The sequence below is a fragment of the Pseudoalteromonas sp. MEBiC 03607 genome (assembly GCF_004792295.1).
GTDB classification, from domain to species: domain Bacteria; phylum Pseudomonadota; class Gammaproteobacteria; order Enterobacterales; family Alteromonadaceae; genus Pseudoalteromonas; species Pseudoalteromonas lipolytica_C.
This window is the reverse complement of sequence record NZ_SRRY01000001.1, coordinates 1,730,522-1,749,269: the sequence shown is the minus strand read 5'-3', so window position 1 is coordinate 1,749,269 and position 18,748 is coordinate 1,730,522. Positions and strand designations below refer to the sequence as shown.

Here is an 18,748-nt window from a genome sequence, read left to right as displayed (position 1 = left end):
TTCGCACTTCATTTATTTTAAAGATTACTCAAGTATATGGGGATATGTAAGGGAAAGTTCAACATATTTGTAAAAAAAGGAGCCTTTGGCTCCTTTTTTATACTTAACTGATTAAATATTAATCTATTAAAGCTTTATTCTGATGCAGCTTTGTCTTGATTACCACTTTGGTAAATTAAGATTGGGTCTGATTCACCTTTAATAACGGTTTCATCAATAACCACTTTGCTTACATCATCCATTGAAGGCAACTCATACATAGTATCAAGTAACACACCCTCAACAATTGAACGCAAGCCACGTGCACCTGTTTTACGCTCCATTGCTTTGTGAGCAATCGCACTGAGCGCATCTTCACGGAACTCAAGCTCAACATCTTCCATTGCAAATAATGCAGAGAATTGCTTAGTTAGAGCATTCTTTGGTTCGCTAAGAATTTGAATAAGTGCCGCTTCATCTAGTTCTGTCAGTGTAGCGACAACAGGAAGACGACCAATAAATTCCGGTATTAAGCCGTATTTAACAAGATCTTCTGGCTCTACATCTTTAAACGTTTCGCTTAAACTACGGCTACTTGCCGATTGCTTAACTTGAGCGCCAAAACCAATACCTGTATTTTTGTGGCTACGCTGTTCGATCACTTTATCAAGGCCAGCAAATGCACCGCCACAAATAAATAGAATCTTCGATGTATCAACTTGCAAGAATTCTTGCTGCGGATGCTTACGTCCACCTTGTGGTGGTACAGACGCAACCGTACCTTCAATCAGTTTAAGTAACGCTTGTTGCACACCTTCGCCCGATACGTCACGAGTGATCGATGGGTTATCAGACTTACGAGAAATCTTGTCAATTTCATCAATGTAAACAATACCACGCTGCGCTTTCTCAACGTCGTAGTCACATTTTTGCAGTAGCTTCTGAATGATGTTTTCAACATCTTCACCAACATAACCTGCTTCTGTCAGCGTAGTCGCATCAGCCATAGTGAAAGGTACATCGAGCAAACGAGCCATGGTTTCAGCAAGTAATGTTTTACCACTACCAGTAGGACCAATTAATAGGATGTTACTCTTACCTAGCTCAATTTCTGCATTAATACTTTGATTACGAAGGCGTTTGTAGTGATTGTATACCGCTACCGACAGCACTTTTTTTGCATGATCTTGGCCAATAACATAATCATCTAAGTGATTACGAATTTCTTTTGGAACAGGCAATTTATCAGACGCATTATGCTTTGGCGCAATGTCTTTGATTTCTTCCCTGATGATATCATTACACAGCTCAACACATTCATCACAAATGTATACTGAAGGGCCGGCAATAAGTTTACGAACTTCATGCTGGCTTTTGCCACAAAAAGAGCAGTATAACAATTTATTACTTTTGTCGCCGTCTGTAGGAGTGTCAGACATTCAGCTACCTCATTTATTACGTTGGCAGCAGCACTGGGCTACTGCTAATTCACTATGTTTAACTATATCAAAGAATATCAGTTTTCGCATAGTAAAGGGTGATAGCTAACAATACGTTATTATTAGCTATTCAGATTACTTCGTTTCGCGGCTAGAGAATACAGAGTCAACTAGGCCGTATTCAACCGCTTCGCTTGCGGTCATAAAGTTATCACGGTCAGTATCGCGTGATACGACCTCTAATGGTTGACCTGTGTGCTCTGCCATCAAACGGTTTAACTTATCTTTAATCGATAAGATTTCGCGCGCATGAATTTCGAAGTCAGATGCTTGACCTTGGAAACCACCTAATGGTTGGTGGATCATCACGCGTGAGTTAGGTAAACAAAAACGCTTACCTTTAGCGCCACCTGATAACAAAAAAGCACCCATACTAGCTGCTTGACCCACACAAATAGTGCTTACATCAGGTTTAATGAAATTCATTGTATCGTAGATTGCCATACCAGCAGTTACAGAGCCACCTGGCGAATTGATATAAAGATAAATATCTTTTTCTGGGTTTTCTGATTCTAAAAACAGCATTTGTGCAAGAATCAGGTTTGCCATGTTATCTTCAACTTGGCCTGTTAAGAAAATAATGCGCTCTTTTAAAAGACGTGAGTAAATATCATATGAGCGCTCCCCTTTTGCTGTTTGCTCAACAACCATAGGGACTAATGCGTTTAGAGGGTCTATCATACCGCTATTCATTCTTATTTAATTCCTTATCCGCTGCGACTCATCCTTACTATAAGGAAAGCACATTAATACTAATGTTAATTAAAGTAACTGTTCAATCTTTTTAACTATATGTGAACGGTTCGGCACTATTTCAATCTTTACTGAAAAATGTTCTGAAATAACATCTAGTATTGTCGGTTTTTGTGAAACTTGCTACCACAAACTAAAATGGCCCGGGTACGCTGTAAATATACAGAGTAACACGAGCCATTTAATCGCTAGCGAGAGCTTAAGTCAATGACTTATTAAGCACCTTGCTGTGGATTCATGATGTCGTCGAATGCTTTTTCAACTTCAGTCACGTTTGCTTTAGCTAGGATAGCTTCAACTGCTTGCTCTTCCATCGCTACGTTACGCATTTGTTGCATAAGTTGATCATTTGACTTGTAGTATTCTACAACTTCAGTTGGATCTTCGTATGCAGAAGCTACAGTTGCGATTAACTCTTCAACTTTAGCGTCGTCAACTTTAAGCTCGTTCGCCTTGATAACTTCACCTAGTAATAGGCCAGTCTTAACGCGAGTTACAGCTTGCTCGTGGAATAATTCAGCTGGAAGCTCAGGCATGTTTTTAGCATCGCCACCAAAACGTTGTGCAGCTTGCTGACGTAGTGCATCAATTTCTTGATCAACTAGCGCTTTAGGCACTTCGATTTCGTTGTTAGCTAAAAGACCTTTGATAGCTTGGTCTTTAACGTTAGCTTTAACCGCTTGGTCAAGCTCACGTGTCATGTTCTTTTTAACTTCTTCTTTAAGAGCGTCAACACCGCCTTCAGCTACACCGAATTTAGTTGCGAACTCATCGTTAAGCTCAGGAAGCTCTTGAGTTTCAACTTTCTTAACAGTGATTGCGAAAGAAGCAGCTTTACCTTTAAGGTTTTCAGCATGGTACTCTTCAGGGAAAGTTACTTCAGCAACAACTTCTTCGCCCGCTTTTTTACCAACGATGTTGTCTTCAAAACCTGGGATCATACGACCTTGACCAAGTTCTAGTGGGAAGTCTTCAGCTTTACCGCCTTCGAACTCTTCACCGTCGATAGAACCAACGAAATCGATAGTTACGCGATCGTTCTCGCCTGCAGCTGCATCAACTTCAGCCCAAGAAGCGTGTTGCTTACGTAAAGTTTCTAGCATGTTAGCTAGGTCTTCGTCAGTTACAGATACTGCTGGTTTTTCAACAGCAATTTTATCTAAACCTTGGATTTCAACTTCTGGGTAAACTTCAAACGTTGCATCGAATTCTAAATCTTTACCAGCTTCTAATGCTTTAGGTGCGAAAGTTGGAGCACCCGCTGGGTTAATTTTTTCTGAAACGATTGCTTCGATGTAGTTGCGTTGCATTAATTCGCCAGCAACTTCTTGACGCACTGCTGCACCGTAACGCTTGTTGATGATAGACGCAGGTACTTTACCTGGGCGGAAACCATCGATACGCTGGGTTTTAGACAGTTGTTGTAAGCGTTTTTTAACTTCAGTCTCAACGTTCTCTGCAGGAACGGTGATGGTCAGACGGCGCTCAAGGCCTTGAGTCGTCTCAACAGAAACTTGCATGATTTACCTCAATCTTCAATTTTGGCGACTGTTCGCCTTCCTTACAAACAAGGTGATCTCCATGAGTGATAGCAAGTTTTAATGCTGAAAAATTCAACTTAAAACGGCGCATTGTAACCATGAGATACCATTGCTGCTTTGCCTCTATGGGCACTATGTTAAACAATAGACGCGGCATTATAACCTAATATTTATGATAGTCGAGTCTAGGGGGCAATTATTTGGCGTATATAGCAGCATTCAGCGTTTAAGTGCTGAAAAAACGAACGCAGTAAAATAACAAAGTTAAATTAGGCTGATTTAAAGGAGGTATTTAGATATTAAGAAGTGGTCGGCAATGCAGGATTTGAATCTGCGACTGAATTGGATATACCCAAACCAATCGTTCTTTGACCATAAATCTTTAAAAGTGGTCGGCGATGCAGGATTTGAACCTGCGACCCCTTGGACCCAAACCAAGTGCGCTACCAAACTGCGCTAATCGCCGATACTGAGAGAAGCTTTGAAAATTAAGACCACTTTAGAAAAGTGGTCGGCGATGCAGGATTTGAACCTGCGACCCCTTGGACCCAAACCAAGTGCGCTACCAAACTGCGCTAATCGCCGAAATCTTAAGTAAATTGGGGTGACTGATGGGGCTCGAACCCACGACAACCGGAATCACAATCCGGGGCTCTACCAACTGAGCTACAATCACCACGGCATTTACATATTTTCAAATGGCGCACCCGGAAGGATTCGAACCTTCGACCAACGCCTTAGAAGGGCGTTGCTCTATCCAGCTGAGCTACGGGCGCATCGAAAACTTCAAAAGTTTGCCTGTAAGCACCGCTTCTTAAAGAAGAAGTGGTCGGCGATGCAGGATTTGAACCTGCGACCCCTTGGACCCAAACCAAGTGCGCTACCAAACTGCGCTAATCGCCGATGCTTACTGTTGTTTGCGAGTGACCTCGTTAACAACGGGGTGCATAATAGTGATTTGGCCGTGTTAGGTCAAACTTTTTTTTAAGAAAATAATTCAATCGGTCACTTTTAGTTCATAATGGTTAAATATTGCAAATATAAGCTAAAATTTGAACTCTTTTTTATAAAGTATCGCTTTATATACAATTGCATCTTGGCGCTATGATGCTTTTCTGCGAAAATACACAACATTAATAAATATGATCAAACAAACATGTTTTGTGTATCCACGCCCCCTTTATTGGATGATCATATTTTGATGTATCAGTATCAAGTTAACTAACCCCAATGAAAGGTCACCCATGACGGCAAACATCATCGATGGTAAAGCAATAGCTAAACAAGTACGCAGTAATGTAGCTGAACGTGTTGCAGAGCGTGTAGCAAACGGTTTACGTGCACCAGGACTAGCAGTAGTGTTAGTTGGTCAAGACCCAGCAAGCCAAGTCTATGTTGGCTCTAAGCGTAAAGCATGTGAAGAAGTCGGCTTTGTATCTAAGTCTTACGATTTACCTGGCGACACCACAGAACACGACTTACTTGCTTTAATTGACCAACTTAATGAAGACAAAGAAGTAGACGGTATCTTAGTGCAACTGCCTTTACCACAAGGCCTTGATGCTGAAAAAATTCTTGAGCGTATTACTCCTCATAAAGATGTTGATGGTTTCCACCCTTACAATATTGGTCGTTTAGCACAGCGTATGCCGGCACTTCGTCCTTGTACGCCAAAGGGGATCATCACCCTACTCGACTCTACAGGTGTTCGCTATAAAGGGATGCATGCAGTCGTTGTTGGCGCTTCTAACATTGTTGGTCGTCCTATGTCGCTTGAGCTTTTACTTGCTGGCTGTACAACAACGGTATGTCACAAGTTTACACAAGATTTAGAAACACATGTTCGCCGCGCTGATTTATTAGTGGTTGCGGTTGGTAAACCTGAGTTTATTCCGGGTGACTGGGTGAAAGAAGGCGCTATTGTGATTGATGTGGGTATTAACCGTCTTGAATCAGGAAAGCTTGTTGGTGATGTTCAATATGATGTTGCTGAACAAAAAGCGCATTTCATTACACCTGTACCAGGTGGTGTTGGCCCGATGACTGTTGCAAGCTTAATTGAAAATACGCTTGAAGCATGTGAAAAATATCACAGCTAAGAAGAGCTAAATTATTGCAAAAGGCTGCCAATGGGCAGCCTTTTTTGCTTTTAAGTTTTTTGTTGTTTGAACTGCTTAAGCTTTAGCATCTGAGGTAGCACTGAAAATACAATCATCATAAACATCAATAGGTATTGCCAGTCTTGGTATTGTTCGTTTATGAGCAAAACAGCGCATACAATTCCCGCGATTGGGTTGGCAATGGTGCCGAATGAAAACTCAGCCACACTCATGCGCCCTAATAACCAAACATACAGAGTATAGGCAATGGCAGTATTGGGCACGATTAACCAAAATAGCGCAGAGTATTGCAGCGCTGAAATAGGCTCAAATACCACTTGGTATTGCTCTGGGTTTAGCAAACTTCCATCGATAAAAGCAGCTAGCAATAATATGCTGCCACCAATGATTAATTGCCAAGTAAGCACAACCCACCAATGTATATGCACCGACAAACTTTGTACTAAGGTGCTACCAATCACAATAGTAAGTAAGGCACCCAATAAAGCCGCCACTCCCAATACATTTAATGACACGTGTGCTGGGTCAAACAACAACCACGCCAGTACAACCAAGGCTATGGCGCAAAATGCTTGAACTCTTGCTGGACGCTGTCCTTTTACAATCCATGCATACAGCAAAGCGACAACCGGCACTGACACCATCCCCACCCCAGCAATAGCTGCAGGAAGATTCACCGCCATGATAAAAATAAACGCAAAAAACAGCGCTATATTCACAGCACCTAAAGTCAATAAACTTGGCCACTGTGAACGAGTTGGTAAACTAGGCTTAACTAATAAAAGTAATAATCCTGCAGGCAATGCGCGCAATGCACCTAATAATAATGGCGGCCAATCTGGAGTGGCATATTTAGTCACAGCATAGGTAGTACCCCATAAAAAAGCAGGGATCATGGCAAGTAAGATATTCAATGTAAGTCCTTGTTAGTGAAAAGTAGCGTAAAAATAAAACCTCAAGTAAGGTTTAGGTCAATAGCTATACCCAGTTAAAAACAAAAAAGGTTGCCTCTTGGCAACCTTTTCAATTTGTAATATCTCGGTGGATACTTAAGCTTTACGCCATGTTGTTTTACCCGCAGAATCTTCGAGTACAACACCGAGTGCATTAAGTGCATCACGGGCTTCATCAGCAGCTGCCCAATCTTTGCTGGCACGAGCTTCGTTACGTTTTGCAATCAAGGCTTCGATGTGTGCGACTTCGTCATCAGCTTGGCCACCTTGTAGGAAGGCTTCTGGGTCTTGTTGTGCAACGCCTAATACCTCTGCAACACTGCGAAGTACATAAGCCAACTTACCAGCTTGTTCTGCATCGCTGTCTTTAACACGATTTAGTTCTTTCGCAAGCTCAAATAACACAGGTAGTGCTTCTGGCGTATTAAAGTCATCATCCATCGCTTTTCTGAATTTAGCCACGTATTCATTGCTGGCTAAATCACATTCGATTGGTGTTACCCCGCGCAGTGCAGTGTAAATACGCTCAAGTGACGAACGTGCTTGCTCTAAATTTTCTTGCGAATAGTTAAGCTGGCTACGGTAATGACCTGAAATTAAGAAGTAACGAACTGACTCAGCATCGTACTCTTTCAATACGTCACGCACGGTAAAGAAGTTGTTTAATGACTTAGACATCTTCTCTTTATTAACCTGTACCATACCTGTGTGGATCCACGTATTAACGTACTTGCCGTTATTTGCACAGCATGACTGAGCAATTTCGTTTTCATGGTGTGGGAATTGTAAATCTGAACCACCACCGTGAATATCAAAATGCTCACCTAAATGCTTAGAGCTCATTGCCGAACATTCGATGTGCCATCCTGGACGACCCTCACCCCATGGTGATGACCACGAAGGCTCACCTGGCTTGGCTTTTTTCCATAGCACGAAATCAAGTGGATCTTGCTTATCTTGAGCAACTTCAACGCGTGAGCCTGCTTGTAGCATGGTTAAGTCTTGTTGTGATAAAGCACCGTATTGCTCAAATGTAGAGACATCAAACAATACATCACCATCAGCTGCAATGTAGGCATGGCCTTTCGCAATTAAACGTTCAACCATAGCGATGATTTCATCCATATGGTTTGTTACGGTTGGCTCAACATCAGGACGCAACATATTTAAGCTGTCGAAGTCTTCATGCATTGCTTTAGTCATGCGAGTCGTTAAATCATTGATAGACTCGCCGTTTTCGTTAGCACGTTTGATAATTTTGTCGTCAACATCGGTGATGTTACGTACATATTTTAAATCGTAGCCGATGTGACGAAGGTAACGAACAATTACGTCAAAGCCTACAAATGTACGTGCATGACCGATATGGCAGTAATCATAAATGGTGATACCACACACATACATGTCGATTTTGCCATCAACAAGGGGTTTAAACTGCTCTTTTTGTCGCGTAAGTGTGTTGTAAATTTGTACCATTTATAAAATGTCCTTAACGGTGTTTCGAGATTCTCTATGTTAACACTTGCAAAGCCGCTGCTCTAGCGCTTTATCAATTGAATAAGCACTTTGTTAATCGTTTTAAACAAGCTCTTTGTTAATCAAAGACAACTACTATAAAATAGTGCCATTATTAAACCAGATATAGGAAACCTCATGGTTGTACTACACACAAACTTTGGTGACATCACCATCAAAATGCACGAAAACGATGCACCAAACACAGTTAAAAACTTCTTAGAGTATGCAAACTCTGGCTTTTATAACGGCACTATCTTTCACCGTGTAATTGATGGTTTTATGGTACAAGGCGGTGGCTTTGAGCCAGGTATGGTTCAAAAAGAAGTAAACAACCCTATCGAAAACGAAGCAAACAATGGCCTTGCAAATAAAGTAGGCACATTAGCAATGGCGCGCACGCCGGATCCACATTCAGCAACTGCGCAGTTTTTCATTAACGTTAACGACAATGACTTCTTAAACTTCAGCAGTGAAACTTCACAAGGCTGGGGCTACTGCGTGTTTGCAGAAGTTGTTGAAGGTATGGACGTGGTAAACAAAATCAAAGGTGTTGCAACTGGCAGCGCAGGTTTCCACCAAGACGTACCACTTGAAGATGTAATTATCGAAAAAGTAACGGTTAGCTAATTTAATCGTTTAGTACTTTTTTAAGCGGGCCTTTGCCCGCTTTTTTGCGAGTAACCATGAAACAAAGTTATTTTATTGCCGATCTCCACTTAACAGAAAACCGCCCAGACATCACTGCGGCATTTTTTGATTTTCTTGATAGCAAGATTATTAATGATGACGTTGATGCCCTGTATATTTTAGGTGACTTTTTTGAAGTATGGGTAGGTGATGACTATCAAACTGACCTTTCAGTGAGCGTTGCCACACGTTTAAGCCAGGTAAGTGAAAGTGGTACTAAGGTGTTTTTTATTCATGGTAACCGCGATTTCATTATGCGTGAAGGCTATGCCAAAAGCGCGAGTATGACTTTATTACCCGAACAAGTTGTTATTGATTTATACGGCACCCCAACGGTTATCCTGCATGGTGATGAAATGTGCACCCAAGATGTTGAATATCAAAAGTTTCGCAAAAAAAGCCGTGGTTGGTGGTGGCCAAAATTAATGCTTGCTATGCCGCTTTGGTATCGCAAAAAGATTGCTCGCAACGCCCGCGAAAAATCAAAACAAAGCCAAGCTGGTAAAGCATTAGAAATTCTTGATGTTACAGAAGATGCGGTATTAACCATGTTTAAAAAACATCAGGTTAAGAATATGATCCATGGTCATACCCACCGCCCTAATGTTCACTACTATAATGTTAATGGCGATACCCATACTCGCACCGTGCTGGGTGATTGGTATGAACAAGGGTCATACCTAAGAGTAACTCCAGATAAACAAGAGCTAATTTACACTCCGCTTTAAATCATCAGTTTATTAGCTATGCTTTAGTTGTGTATCAAATAAAAACGGGCATGTTAGGTGAACCGATTTATATACTTGTGTAGCTGTTTAGTGCTTAGCTTTTCGATTAATAGCCAAACCTGGCAGTTGGTCACTGAGCCTTTTCCTCCCTATTTTATTGGTGAGCAGAGTAAGCCTGGTTGGTTACATGAAGTTATTGTTGCCGCATTAAAAACTCAAGGGCAAAAAGCCAGCATAGAATATACACATTGGGCTCGCGCACTGAAGCTTGCCACGCGCCATAAACGTGTCGCAGTGCTAGGTGCTTTTTATACAAAGCAAAGAGCGAGAGATTTTACATATTCACCTTCATTAGCAACCGCACATACAGTGTTATTCAAGCGTGTTGATAGCAAAATAACTTACACTGGCTCTTTGTATTCATTAAAGCCATATACAATCAGTAAAGGTGAAGACTATGTGGTAAGTGAGCAATTTGAGCACCACCCAAACCTTAGCGTGACAACCACAGGTAGCTTGATTGAGAGCTTGTTGCTATTAAAGCATGGTCGTGTTGATTTAGTTGCAGGCACAAAAGAAGTTGCCTTGTATTGGCTCGATAATAGCGAACGCCTACAGCAAGCAAAGCAAACAGAGTTAGAAATAGTTACCCCCTATCTTGCTACTCAACACTTACATGTGATTACTGATAAAAATCACCCTCAGGCTGAGCTTTTTCAGCAAAGTTTATCTTTAGGTCTTAAAGCAATTACGGCGTCAGGCAAGCTTTTAGAGATACTGAAGCATTATAAACTGAATGAAAAAGAAATTAGTCACATTACGCAACTATATGAAAAAACCTATGCTAACTAATTTTGTTCTTTTTCAAGCCTGGCAAGGTTATCTTAAACTGGGTTGCTATTCCTTCAGGTAGGTCTTTGCTTGCAACTAGCTGGATTTTTCCGTTAAGAACACTCGTAACCCATTCATGCACAAGATACAAACCTAACCCTGTATGACCATGGTTTCTAGATGTAGTCACGAAGGGGTCAAATAAGTTACTACGCAAAGAGTCATCAATCCCACAACCATTATCAGAAACGCTAATACAAAGGTCACCTTGTTGATTTAAATGTACATGCAATTGAATTTGTTTGTTATCAACCTCGTCAAAGGCGTGAGAAATTGCATTAACGATTAAACTCTCGATAGCCTGAGAGATAATCCCAGGGCGACTAATAATGTCTTTTTTGACATCGATTTTAGTTTCTATGGTTACTTTTGAAGCTTTAAAGCGAGATTTTAAACCCAGTAGAAGATCATGGATGACTTTTTCGATATTAAAGCTAACAAGTTGATCATTCGAGCGATCATGGGCCATTTCTTTAAAGCTTTTCACATGAGCGATCGCTTTATCTAAATTTACTTTTGAGAGCGACAAATTATCGGCAATACGTTCAACACTCGTTTCTAAAAACTGTTTTGTGAACCCTTGGTCAATTTTATCTTTGAGTTGTTGATTAATTAATTGCGCATTTGATAGTGAAATAGCAGCACCACCCAATGGTGTATTCATTTCGTGGGCCACACCTGCCACCATTAAACCGAGTGATGACAACCTTTGTGCTTCAATAAGCTCACCCTGTAATTGATGCTGCTGTTTTATGTAACGTTGTAATTTAGTATTGGCTGCTAACAGCTCCTGCTGCTCGTGCTCTAAGTGTGCTCTGGCTTTAATAATCTGACGTTGGTCACGATAACTGCGTTTCAGATATAAGCCAGAAATTGATATCAAGCTTACAGCACATGCAAAAGCAATAAAAAAAGACCATAAAACAATCTCGTTTTGCACCGAATCATCAGCCTTTACCAGTACAATAATATCGTTTGTACCATTTGCGCTATTATTACCTAAGGTCATTTTTAAAAAGCTAGTTGCATGACTATGCGATGCAATAAGATCCTGAGATTTTGGCAACTGGGTGATGACTTGCCATAATTGGCTATCTTCTTTACCGAGTGTCAGCATCGGCTGCTCCAGCATAAACCCCCACTCTTTATCTTTGCGTGGATGTAACAACCAATAACCTTCACCATTAATTAATTGTATTTGTGCTTGCATGGTACTGAGTGACTTTATTTGCTGTAGAGTTTTCGACAGGTCAAAATTGACAACAATTAACCCGTTTAGAATAAAGCTATCGCTTATGGTTCGATAAGATGCTCTTAATGTTGGTTCATGTGGTGTAACAACTGCGCCGCGCTCGACATTTAAATCTATTGGCGTGATATAAACGTCCCCCTTACTGTGCTCCATCCCCTCGGTAAAATAATAACGACTACTTTTATTTTGTAGCTGTTGTTTTGGTACTAGCTCTGCTTGTCCTGCCTTAAAGTTAACACGGTACTTTTCTTGGCCTTCACTATCTAACCAACGAATTTGAGAAATGTTTTCTGCGGCTAAACCAAAGTTCACAAAATGGGTTTGTATTTGTTGCTCAAGTAATTCGTTTTCATCACTTTGCTTTAATATGTCATCGGCCACCAGCAACTTAACCACTTTTCGAACATCGCCAAGCTCTCTGCTTAAGGTGTTATGAGCGGCAAGTAAGGTGTTATCTTGCAAAAGCGTGATACTACTTTTTTGTATTTGATACTGGATCACATAAACCATCAAGCTAATTAATAAGCTAACAGCAACCATCACCATAAATTTAAAAAGTAGAATTTTTTTCAGTGACTTATATTGGCTTGTTACTTCTACCATAATAGTTAATTATACCTGCCCTTTAGCCACTGCAATGCATCATCATAAAACATGGGTTTTGCGTAATAGTAGCCCTGCCCTATGTTACACCCAGCTTCAATAAGCCAGTTGTGTTCAGCTTCTGTTTCAATGCCCTCAGCTGTTACTTCAAAGCCGAATTTTTCTGCCAGCAACATTATCATTTCGATAATGTGTTGGTTAGATTTTGACTCTTGAATATCGGTTACAAAGCAGCGATCTATTTTTATTATCTGCGCAGGAATTTCGCTAATATGGGCAAGTGATGAATAGCCAGTACCAAAATCATCAATACTAATTTTTATACCCAAGCCCGCAAAACGACATAAACATGTATTGATCTTTTCATAGTTAAAAATCGCTTGAGTCTCTGTTACTTCAAGCTCAAGTAACGAAGGTGAAATGCCATACTCCTCAATGCGTGCTGCAACCTCAACAAAGTAATCATCGGCTAACAAATCAAACGTCGATGCATTAAACGCGATTGGCAAACTAACGCCCTGCTCTGCAAATTGCTTAATCGTCTGCATTATTTTATCGAAAATAAGTTTGTCTAACTCACTGATAAGCCCTGCAGTTTCGGCAAGTGCAATAAACTCATCGGGTCTGACAAATGTTCCATCATCTCTTTGCCATCGCGCCAATGCTTCAAAACCAATCACTTCATCTGTGGTTAAATTAATCTTAGGCTGTAGGGCTACTTGAAGTTCTTTGTTGCGAATTGCAGTGCGCAACTCTTGCATAAGCTCATAGCGCCGGGTGATTGCTTTGGTATTATCTAACGTATAATAGAGAAGCTCAGCTCTTTGTGAGTTTTCATCATTAAGAGTAGACTCTGCTAAATTGAATATTTGCTCTGCGTTATGATCTTCAAAGGCGATTAGCTGCATAACTAAAATACGCACATCTAAAAACTGTTTTACCCCATCAATTTCAAAAGATTGACGTTTTAAAGAGTCAATAATACTTTCATCTTCAAATGCATGGCTTGACACTAAAACACCTAAACAATCACTTTTAAAAACAGCGATACGAGGGTGATATGGGGCTAAAGCTTGCAAAATATTCTCGCGCATTTTTAGATGTGTTTTTTTACAAAATTCATAGCCAAACCGAAAAGATTTTTCGTCAAACTGAAGTATCTCAAACACCACTAACTGAGTTTCTGCTTGTTCGTATTTGTTCATATTATCGATTTCGCGCTGGAGCCAGTTCCTGTTGGGCATGTTTAGCGTTATATCGGTGTAAGCAAGCTCAGTAAGCCGGTTCATCAGTGCAATATTCGAAAAGCCTGTACTGACATTTTCACTAAATACCTTTAGTAAAAATACATTATGCTCGTCGATGGGAACATCTGATTTAACAATCGTGATGTAATAGCTAATATCAACGTCTGCGGTATCAAAATAAAAAACACTGTAATGCTCAGAAAACACATGCTCTTTTTTATCTCTGGCTGAAATAAACGATTCCTGTGCTTCTTCACTGAGCACATCTGTGCTGAGCTCTTTACCATCAAGCCCTCTATAGCAGCCGATACTAGTTATAACTTTGGGGTGTTTATCAAAGTGCATTTCATTGCCAACGCATAATACGCCGCCTCCCTTAGATAGGTGCAAAATTTTACCTATTTCATCTAGCACCGCGTGAGAAAACGCACGTATATCGTGTTTACTATTAATGCTTCTTGCTGCATCGAGCACTAGCTGCAGTCCTTGTTTAGCACTTGAGATTTGCGAAATGTATTGATACGTACGAAGATGGCTACTAACGATAGATTTAAGCTTATCTACCGTCATATCTGACTTATTCCAGTATTCGTCAATATCAAGCGATTGCATTACTTGTGGTTCAGGAGCAAAGCTTGGTTGTCCTGTTAATAGCACTATGCGTATATCGTTATTGCCTAAAACGTGGCGAATGGTATTTACAAGCCTTAGGCCTGAATCATCTTCTTCCATTACCACATCAAGAAATACAATAGCGATATCTTTATGGCGCGATAAAACAGACGATGCCTCTGACACTGAATTTGCCGTTAATACCTCAAGAGACTCATTGTTATCTAGAGATATGGCATTAAAACTGTTTAGTAATGCTTGTTGGTAGTTTAAGTCATCTTCAACCGTTAAAACTTTCCATGTTTTTTGGGCATACGATTGTTCAGAAGCATCTTCTTTAAACTCGAAAGGCACATTAGAATCACGCATGACTTCTCCTTTTAACAACTTATGATTCTATTTTACGAATGTTAATAGCAACCTAGGTCAAAGGTAGTGCAAGATTTTAAAAGGTACAAATTATTTACTAAAACAATAAATGAATAAGTATTAGAAAAGTAATGAGAATTAGCTAATTTGGATAGGGGTAAAACCCACTAAACTTGGCAAGATAAATGAACTAGAGCGCCAAACAGGCGCTCTGATTTAATATATTATGCAGGCACACCGCTGTGAAATTTAAAGTCTTCATCTGGGGTTGAAATAAGCTCAGCTTCAAGTTGACCAAAAAATTCAACACGCTCAGTAATATCAAACTCACTGATTTCTTGCGCAAGGGTTAGATAATCTTGATAATGGCGCGCTTCAGAGCGCAGGAGTGAGATATAAAAATCACCTAAACGCTTATCAACATGCGGGGCTAATTTAGCAAAACGCTCACAAGAGCGGGCTTCGATGTAAGCACCGATAATTAACTTATCAACTAAAGCATCTGGCTCGTAAGTTTTTACATGGCGAAGCATGCCTTTAGCATAACGACACGGAGTAATACTTTTATATTCAATGCCGTACTCATCCATGATCTCCAACACTTGATAGAAGTGGTGCAGCTCTTCTTTAATAAGCATGACCATTTTATCAATGAGATCTTGCCCATATGGAGAGTTTGATTTTGGGATCATCGACTTAGTCAGCTTGTTTTTATCTGCAAGCTCTCGCCAATCACCTTCACGCTTGTAAATAAGTGTCTCAAAAGGCTTCAACCATTCAAGTAAAGCGTCGCTACTTTCTTTATCAACGGCATATTTGCGAATTAAGAACATCGCGCTTTGCGCCGCTTTTAACTCACAAATAAGGTGATCGATTAAAACTATATCTAAGTTTTCTTTTTTGGTTGCCGCAGCAATCCACTCATCAGGCGTTTCGCACTTTAAAAAAGCATGAATTGGCGCTAACAAATCAGAATAAGGCACTGAATAACTTCTCATCAAAAATCTTGGTTTGATTTTACCACATAATTAAGCCTGCATTCCATGACCCATATCAGTGCAAAGTAATTTCCTATATGCACTAAAGAGTTACATTCAATCGACTGTTTCGATTATTTCAGCTTCTTGACAAGATTTAATTACTGAACCATAACTTAATCAAAGCTGTACAAAAATAAAACAGCTACTATTCCTTTTTTATAGGGGCAACAATTATGATTTTAAACCACTTATGGGGCTTATACGCCCATCCACTCGAAGAATGGCAAACGATTGATAATCGCCATGAGAGTTTGCGCTATAGCCTATCTCATATCCTATTAATTGCATGTATCCCTTCAATTATGGGCTACTATTCGTCGGTTCACTTAGGATGGAGCATTGGTTCTGGTGAAGCTGTATTTTTAACCCATGATAGTGCATTGATGATCGCAGTAGCGATGTATTTTGCACTCATAGTAGGCGTATTTGCGCTTGCTTATCTAGCTCATTGGATGGCAGTAACATTTGGTGCTAAACCCACTTTCACACAAACCCTAGAACTTGCAGCTTATACAGCAACGCCAGTGTTTATGTCGTCATTTGCAGCATTTTTGCCAGAGCTTTGGTTTGTAGTGTGTGTTGGCTTAGTTGCACTTGCCTATTCTGTTTACCTACTTTACACAGGCGTGCCTATTCTCATGCACATACCTGAGGAAAGAGGTTTTATTTATGCAAGCTCGGTCGTTACTTGCGGGCTTATTCTGTTAGTAATTATTTTAGCTGCAACAGCTATACTCTGGACAAACGGTATTGTTCACCCCATGTTTACTTGATTTCATTATTATTTCCTTTCTTTCCAAAACAAAAAAGGAGCTGCAAAGCTCCTTTTTTATCATCTTGAAAACAGTGACTAGTCAGCGCTATTTTCTTCTTGATTATGAAGTTCTAAACCCGCAGACATAGCATTTTCACGCGTTGATTTTGCTGAATCGTTACGTAAACGGTCAATGTGGTTTAGGTACTCTTGATCAATATCGCCGGTGATGTACTGGCCATCAAATACAGACGTTTCGAAACGAGTGATTTCAGGGTTCTCTTGGCTAACCGCCGCAATCAAGTCATCTAGCGATTGATAGATAAGACCATCCGCACCAATGCTAGCATTGATATCTTCAACTTCACGACCATGAGCAATTAACTCTGCAGCCGATGGCATGTCGATACCATACACGTTCGGGAAGCGAATCTCAGGCGCAGCTGAAGCAAAGTAAACGTTCTTTGCACCTGACTCACGAGCCATCTCAACGATTTGTGCTGACGTTGTACCACGAACAATTGAGTCATCAACAAGTAATACGTTTTTACCTTTGAACTCACGGTCAATAGCATTCAGTTTTTGACGAACTGATTTCTTACGCATCTCTTGACCAGGCATGATGAAAGTACGGCCAATGTAACGGTTTTTAACAAAACCTTGGCGGTATGGCAAGTTAAGAGCTGAGGCAATCTCAAGTGCTACATCACATGATGTTTCAGGAATTGGAATAACAACGTCGATGTCTTTGTCGGCCCATTCGCGAGCGATTTTTTCACCTAACTTAGTACCCATGTTTACACGCGTTGCATAAACAGACATACGGTCAATTGTTGAATCTGGGCGCGCAAAGTAAACAAACTCGAAGATACATGGTGAGTAAGTAGCTTTTTCTGCACACGCTTGCGAGAAAAACTGACCGTCTTCAGTAACGTAAATTGCTTCACCTGGCGCAACATCACGCACAAACTCAAAACCATCAGTTTTTAATGCAACGCTTTCAGATGCAAACATATATTCAGTGCCATTTGCAGTTTCACGCTTACCAAAAACTAATGGACGAATACCGTTAGGGTCACGAAAAGCAACAATACCGTGGCCAATGATCATTGCAATTGTTGCATAACCACCTGTCACTTTGTTATTAACTTCGGTTACCGCGGTGAAAATATCTTCTGCATCTAACTTAAGCTTATTTGACTTACTTAACTCATGCGCCACGATATTAAGTAAGATTTCAGAGTCTGATGTTGTATTAACATGACGGCGAGCTTCTGAAAATAATTGCTGCTTTAATGCTTCTGCATTTGTTAAGTTACCATTGTGCGCAAGCGCAATACCAAATGGCGAGTTAACATAGAAAGGTTGCGCCTCAGACGAGCTAGATGAACCAGCTGTCGGATAGCGTACATGGCCAATACCAATAGTGCCTTGCAGACGTTTCATATGACGGGTATGAAACACATCTTTCACTAGGCCATTGGCTTTGCGTAAGCTAAACGTGTTGTTTTCAATGGTAATGATGCCCGCTGCATCTTGACCACGGTGTTGCAAAACAGTTAAGCCGTCATATAACGCCTGATTAACAGGAGAAGTGCCGACTATGCCAACGATACCACACATTAAATTTATCCTCGCCGATTAACGGTTTACCGAATTTAAAAAGCTTGAGTTGTTTTCGAGGTACGAAAAGAACCACTCAACAACAAAGCCAAATTCTGGAATCAAAATAGAGTTGCCCCACCAATGCGTATTTGGTGCACCGGTAAAAGCATCAAGAAAGAAAAGTAACGCGCTCACGACCAACACGCCACGAAGAGCACCAAACACAATGCCAAAAACACGGTCTGTGCCAGATAAACCAGTACGCTGTACAAGTTCACCTAAAATATAGTTTAGTAAACCACCCAACAGGAGTGTCGCAAAAAATAATATGGCAATTGCGGCTGCATTTCTTAAAAGGGGTTCTGAAATACTTGTTAGGAAGGATGCTAAATATTGGTAAAACAAACTAGAGATGATAAATGCGCCAGCCCACACCGCTAAAGACATTGCTTCTTTTATAAAGCCACGTATTAAACCGATGATAGTGGATAGTGCAATAATGCCAAGTATGGCGTAATCAACCCAGATCATAAGAACCAACTAGTCGTTAATTTGGGGCGCATTCTATACCCAAACCACCTGTAGATGCAAGAATTC

At 40.5% G+C, this 18,748-nt stretch carries 15 protein-coding genes and 5 tRNA genes; 5 read left to right on the top strand and 15 right to left on the bottom strand.

Annotation, left to right across the window (positions count from 1 at the left end; translation table 11 throughout):
• Positions 1-134 precede the first annotated feature (134 nt).
• The 8 genes from clpX to E5N72_RS07985 all read right to left on the bottom strand — a co-directional run bounded on the left by clpX (position 135) and on the right by E5N72_RS07985 (position 4,675).
• A complete protein-coding gene (clpX, locus tag E5N72_RS08020; protein WP_135923984.1) occupies positions 135-1,418 on the bottom strand; it encodes an ATP-dependent protease ATP-binding subunit ClpX in 1,284 nt (427 codons plus the stop codon).
• Positions 1,419-1,553: 135 nt separating this feature from the next.
• A complete protein-coding gene (gene clpP, locus E5N72_RS08015) occupies positions 1,554-2,171 on the bottom strand; it encodes an ATP-dependent Clp endopeptidase proteolytic subunit ClpP (protein WP_135923983.1) in 618 nt (205 codons plus the stop codon).
• Between the two features lie 275 nt (positions 2,172-2,446).
• Positions 2,447-3,751, bottom strand: coding sequence for a trigger factor (gene tig, locus E5N72_RS08010; protein WP_135923982.1), 1,305 nt, complete (start codon positions 3,749-3,751; stop codon positions 2,447-2,449).
• 410 nt (positions 3,752-4,161) lie between these two features.
• Positions 4,162-4,238 (bottom strand) — tRNA-Pro (locus tag E5N72_RS08005).
• Positions 4,239-4,280: 42 nt separating this feature from the next.
• Positions 4,281-4,357, bottom strand: a tRNA-Pro gene (locus E5N72_RS08000).
• A 15-nt stretch (positions 4,358-4,372) separates the two neighbouring features.
• Positions 4,373-4,448 (bottom strand) — tRNA-His (locus E5N72_RS07995).
• Between the two features lie 23 nt (positions 4,449-4,471).
• Positions 4,472-4,548: transfer RNA gene (locus tag E5N72_RS07990), tRNA-Arg, on the bottom strand.
• 50 nt (positions 4,549-4,598) lie between these two features.
• Positions 4,599-4,675: transfer RNA gene (locus tag E5N72_RS07985), tRNA-Pro, on the bottom strand.
• 341 nt (positions 4,676-5,016) lie between these two features.
• Between E5N72_RS07985 and folD the strand changes: the two genes are divergently transcribed.
• Positions 5,017-5,871 carry a bifunctional methylenetetrahydrofolate dehydrogenase/methenyltetrahydrofolate cyclohydrolase FolD gene (gene folD / locus E5N72_RS07980; protein ID WP_135923981.1) on the top strand — a complete coding sequence of 285 codons (855 nt, stop codon included), beginning with the start codon at positions 5,017-5,019 and terminating at the stop codon, positions 5,869-5,871.
• A gap of 50 nt (positions 5,872-5,921) precedes the next feature.
• On the opposite strand, the gene E5N72_RS07975 is transcribed toward folD, so the two are convergent.
• Complete coding sequence (locus tag E5N72_RS07975) at positions 5,922-6,806, bottom strand: EamA family transporter (protein WP_135923980.1); 885 nt, start codon at positions 6,804-6,806, stop codon at positions 5,922-5,924.
• 135 nt (positions 6,807-6,941) lie between these two features.
• On the bottom strand, positions 6,942-8,321 hold the full coding sequence (gene cysS, locus E5N72_RS07970) for a cysteine--tRNA ligase (RefSeq protein WP_135923979.1): 1,380 nt from the start codon (positions 8,319-8,321) through the stop codon (positions 6,942-6,944).
• A 177-nt stretch (positions 8,322-8,498) separates the two neighbouring features.
• On the opposite strand from cysS, the gene ppiB reads away from it, so the two are divergent.
• From ppiB to E5N72_RS07955, 3 genes are read left to right on the top strand one after another with little or no spacing between them, the layout of a single operon-like run.
• On the top strand, positions 8,499-8,990 hold the full coding sequence (ppiB, locus tag E5N72_RS07965; protein ID WP_135923978.1) for a peptidylprolyl isomerase B: 492 nt from the start codon (positions 8,499-8,501) through the stop codon (positions 8,988-8,990).
• Between the two features lie 56 nt (positions 8,991-9,046).
• On the top strand, positions 9,047-9,778 hold the full coding sequence (locus tag E5N72_RS07960; protein WP_135923977.1) for a UDP-2,3-diacylglucosamine diphosphatase: 732 nt from the start codon (positions 9,047-9,049) through the stop codon (positions 9,776-9,778).
• Between the two features lie 57 nt (positions 9,779-9,835).
• Entirely contained in the window at positions 9,836-10,630 is a 795-nt protein-coding gene (locus E5N72_RS07955; protein WP_135923976.1) for a transporter substrate-binding domain-containing protein, read from the top strand.
• Here E5N72_RS07955 and E5N72_RS07950 read toward each other — a convergent pair.
• The 3 genes from E5N72_RS07950 to miaE form a co-directional block, all read right to left on the bottom strand.
• The gene (locus tag E5N72_RS07950; RefSeq protein WP_135923975.1) at positions 10,623-12,524 is read right to left on the bottom strand and encodes an ATP-binding protein; all 1,902 of its coding nucleotides are present in this window, start codon (positions 12,522-12,524) and stop codon (positions 10,623-10,625) included. The genes E5N72_RS07955 and E5N72_RS07950 overlap by 8 nt on opposite strands.
• Positions 12,525-12,529: 5 nt before the next feature.
• Entirely contained in the window at positions 12,530-14,752 is a 2,223-nt protein-coding gene (locus E5N72_RS07945; protein WP_135923974.1) for an EAL domain-containing protein, read from the bottom strand.
• Between the two features lie 224 nt (positions 14,753-14,976).
• Entirely contained in the window at positions 14,977-15,735 is a 759-nt protein-coding gene (miaE, locus tag E5N72_RS07940) for a tRNA isopentenyl-2-thiomethyl-A-37 hydroxylase MiaE (RefSeq protein ID WP_135926255.1), read from the bottom strand.
• Between the two features lie 230 nt (positions 15,736-15,965).
• Here miaE and E5N72_RS07935 point away from each other — a divergent pair, with 230 nt between their 5' ends.
• The gene (locus E5N72_RS07935; RefSeq protein ID WP_135923973.1) at positions 15,966-16,565 is read left to right on the top strand and encodes a Yip1 family protein; all 600 of its coding nucleotides are present in this window, start codon (positions 15,966-15,968) and stop codon (positions 16,563-16,565) included.
• A gap of 77 nt (positions 16,566-16,642) precedes the next feature.
• Here E5N72_RS07935 and purF read toward each other — a convergent pair whose 3' ends face one another.
• Positions 16,643-18,169, bottom strand: coding sequence for an amidophosphoribosyltransferase (gene purF, locus E5N72_RS07930; protein ID WP_135923972.1), 1,527 nt, complete (start codon positions 18,167-18,169; stop codon positions 16,643-16,645).
• A gap of 18 nt (positions 18,170-18,187) precedes the next feature.
• The gene (locus E5N72_RS07925; protein WP_135923971.1) at positions 18,188-18,682 is read right to left on the bottom strand and encodes a CvpA family protein; all 495 of its coding nucleotides are present in this window, start codon (positions 18,680-18,682) and stop codon (positions 18,188-18,190) included.
• Between the last annotated feature and the right edge of the window lie 66 nt (positions 18,683-18,748).

Excerpts from the sequence above, each read along its gene's own strand:
- clpP (WP_135923983.1), bottom strand. The coding sequence starts at position 2,171 with ATGAATAGCGGTATGATAGACCCTCTAAACGCATTAGTCCCTATGGTT.
- purF (WP_135923972.1), bottom strand. The coding sequence starts at position 18,169 with ATGTGTGGTATCGTTGGCATAGTCGGCACTTCTCCTGTTAATCAGGCG.
- folD (WP_135923981.1), top strand. The coding sequence starts at position 5,017 with ATGACGGCAAACATCATCGATGGTAAAGCAATAGCTAAACAAGTACGC.
- E5N72_RS07960 (WP_135923977.1), top strand. The coding sequence starts at position 9,047 with ATGAAACAAAGTTATTTTATTGCCGATCTCCACTTAACAGAAAACCGC.
- ppiB (WP_135923978.1), top strand. The coding sequence starts at position 8,499 with ATGGTTGTACTACACACAAACTTTGGTGACATCACCATCAAAATGCAC.
- E5N72_RS07935 (WP_135923973.1), top strand. The coding sequence starts at position 15,966 with ATGATTTTAAACCACTTATGGGGCTTATACGCCCATCCACTCGAAGAA.
- clpX (WP_135923984.1), bottom strand. The coding sequence starts at position 1,418 with ATGTCTGACACTCCTACAGACGGCGACAAAAGTAATAAATTGTTATAC.
- cysS (WP_135923979.1), bottom strand. The coding sequence starts at position 8,321 with ATGGTACAAATTTACAACACACTTACGCGACAAAAAGAGCAGTTTAAA.
- tig (WP_135923982.1), bottom strand. The coding sequence starts at position 3,751 with ATGCAAGTTTCTGTTGAGACGACTCAAGGCCTTGAGCGCCGTCTGACC.
- E5N72_RS07950 (WP_135923975.1), bottom strand. The coding sequence starts at position 12,524 with ATGGTAGAAGTAACAAGCCAATATAAGTCACTGAAAAAAATTCTACTT.
- E5N72_RS07945 (WP_135923974.1), bottom strand. The coding sequence starts at position 14,752 with ATGCGTGATTCTAATGTGCCTTTCGAGTTTAAAGAAGATGCTTCTGAA.
- E5N72_RS07925 (WP_135923971.1), bottom strand. The coding sequence starts at position 18,682 with ATGATCTGGGTTGATTACGCCATACTTGGCATTATTGCACTATCCACT.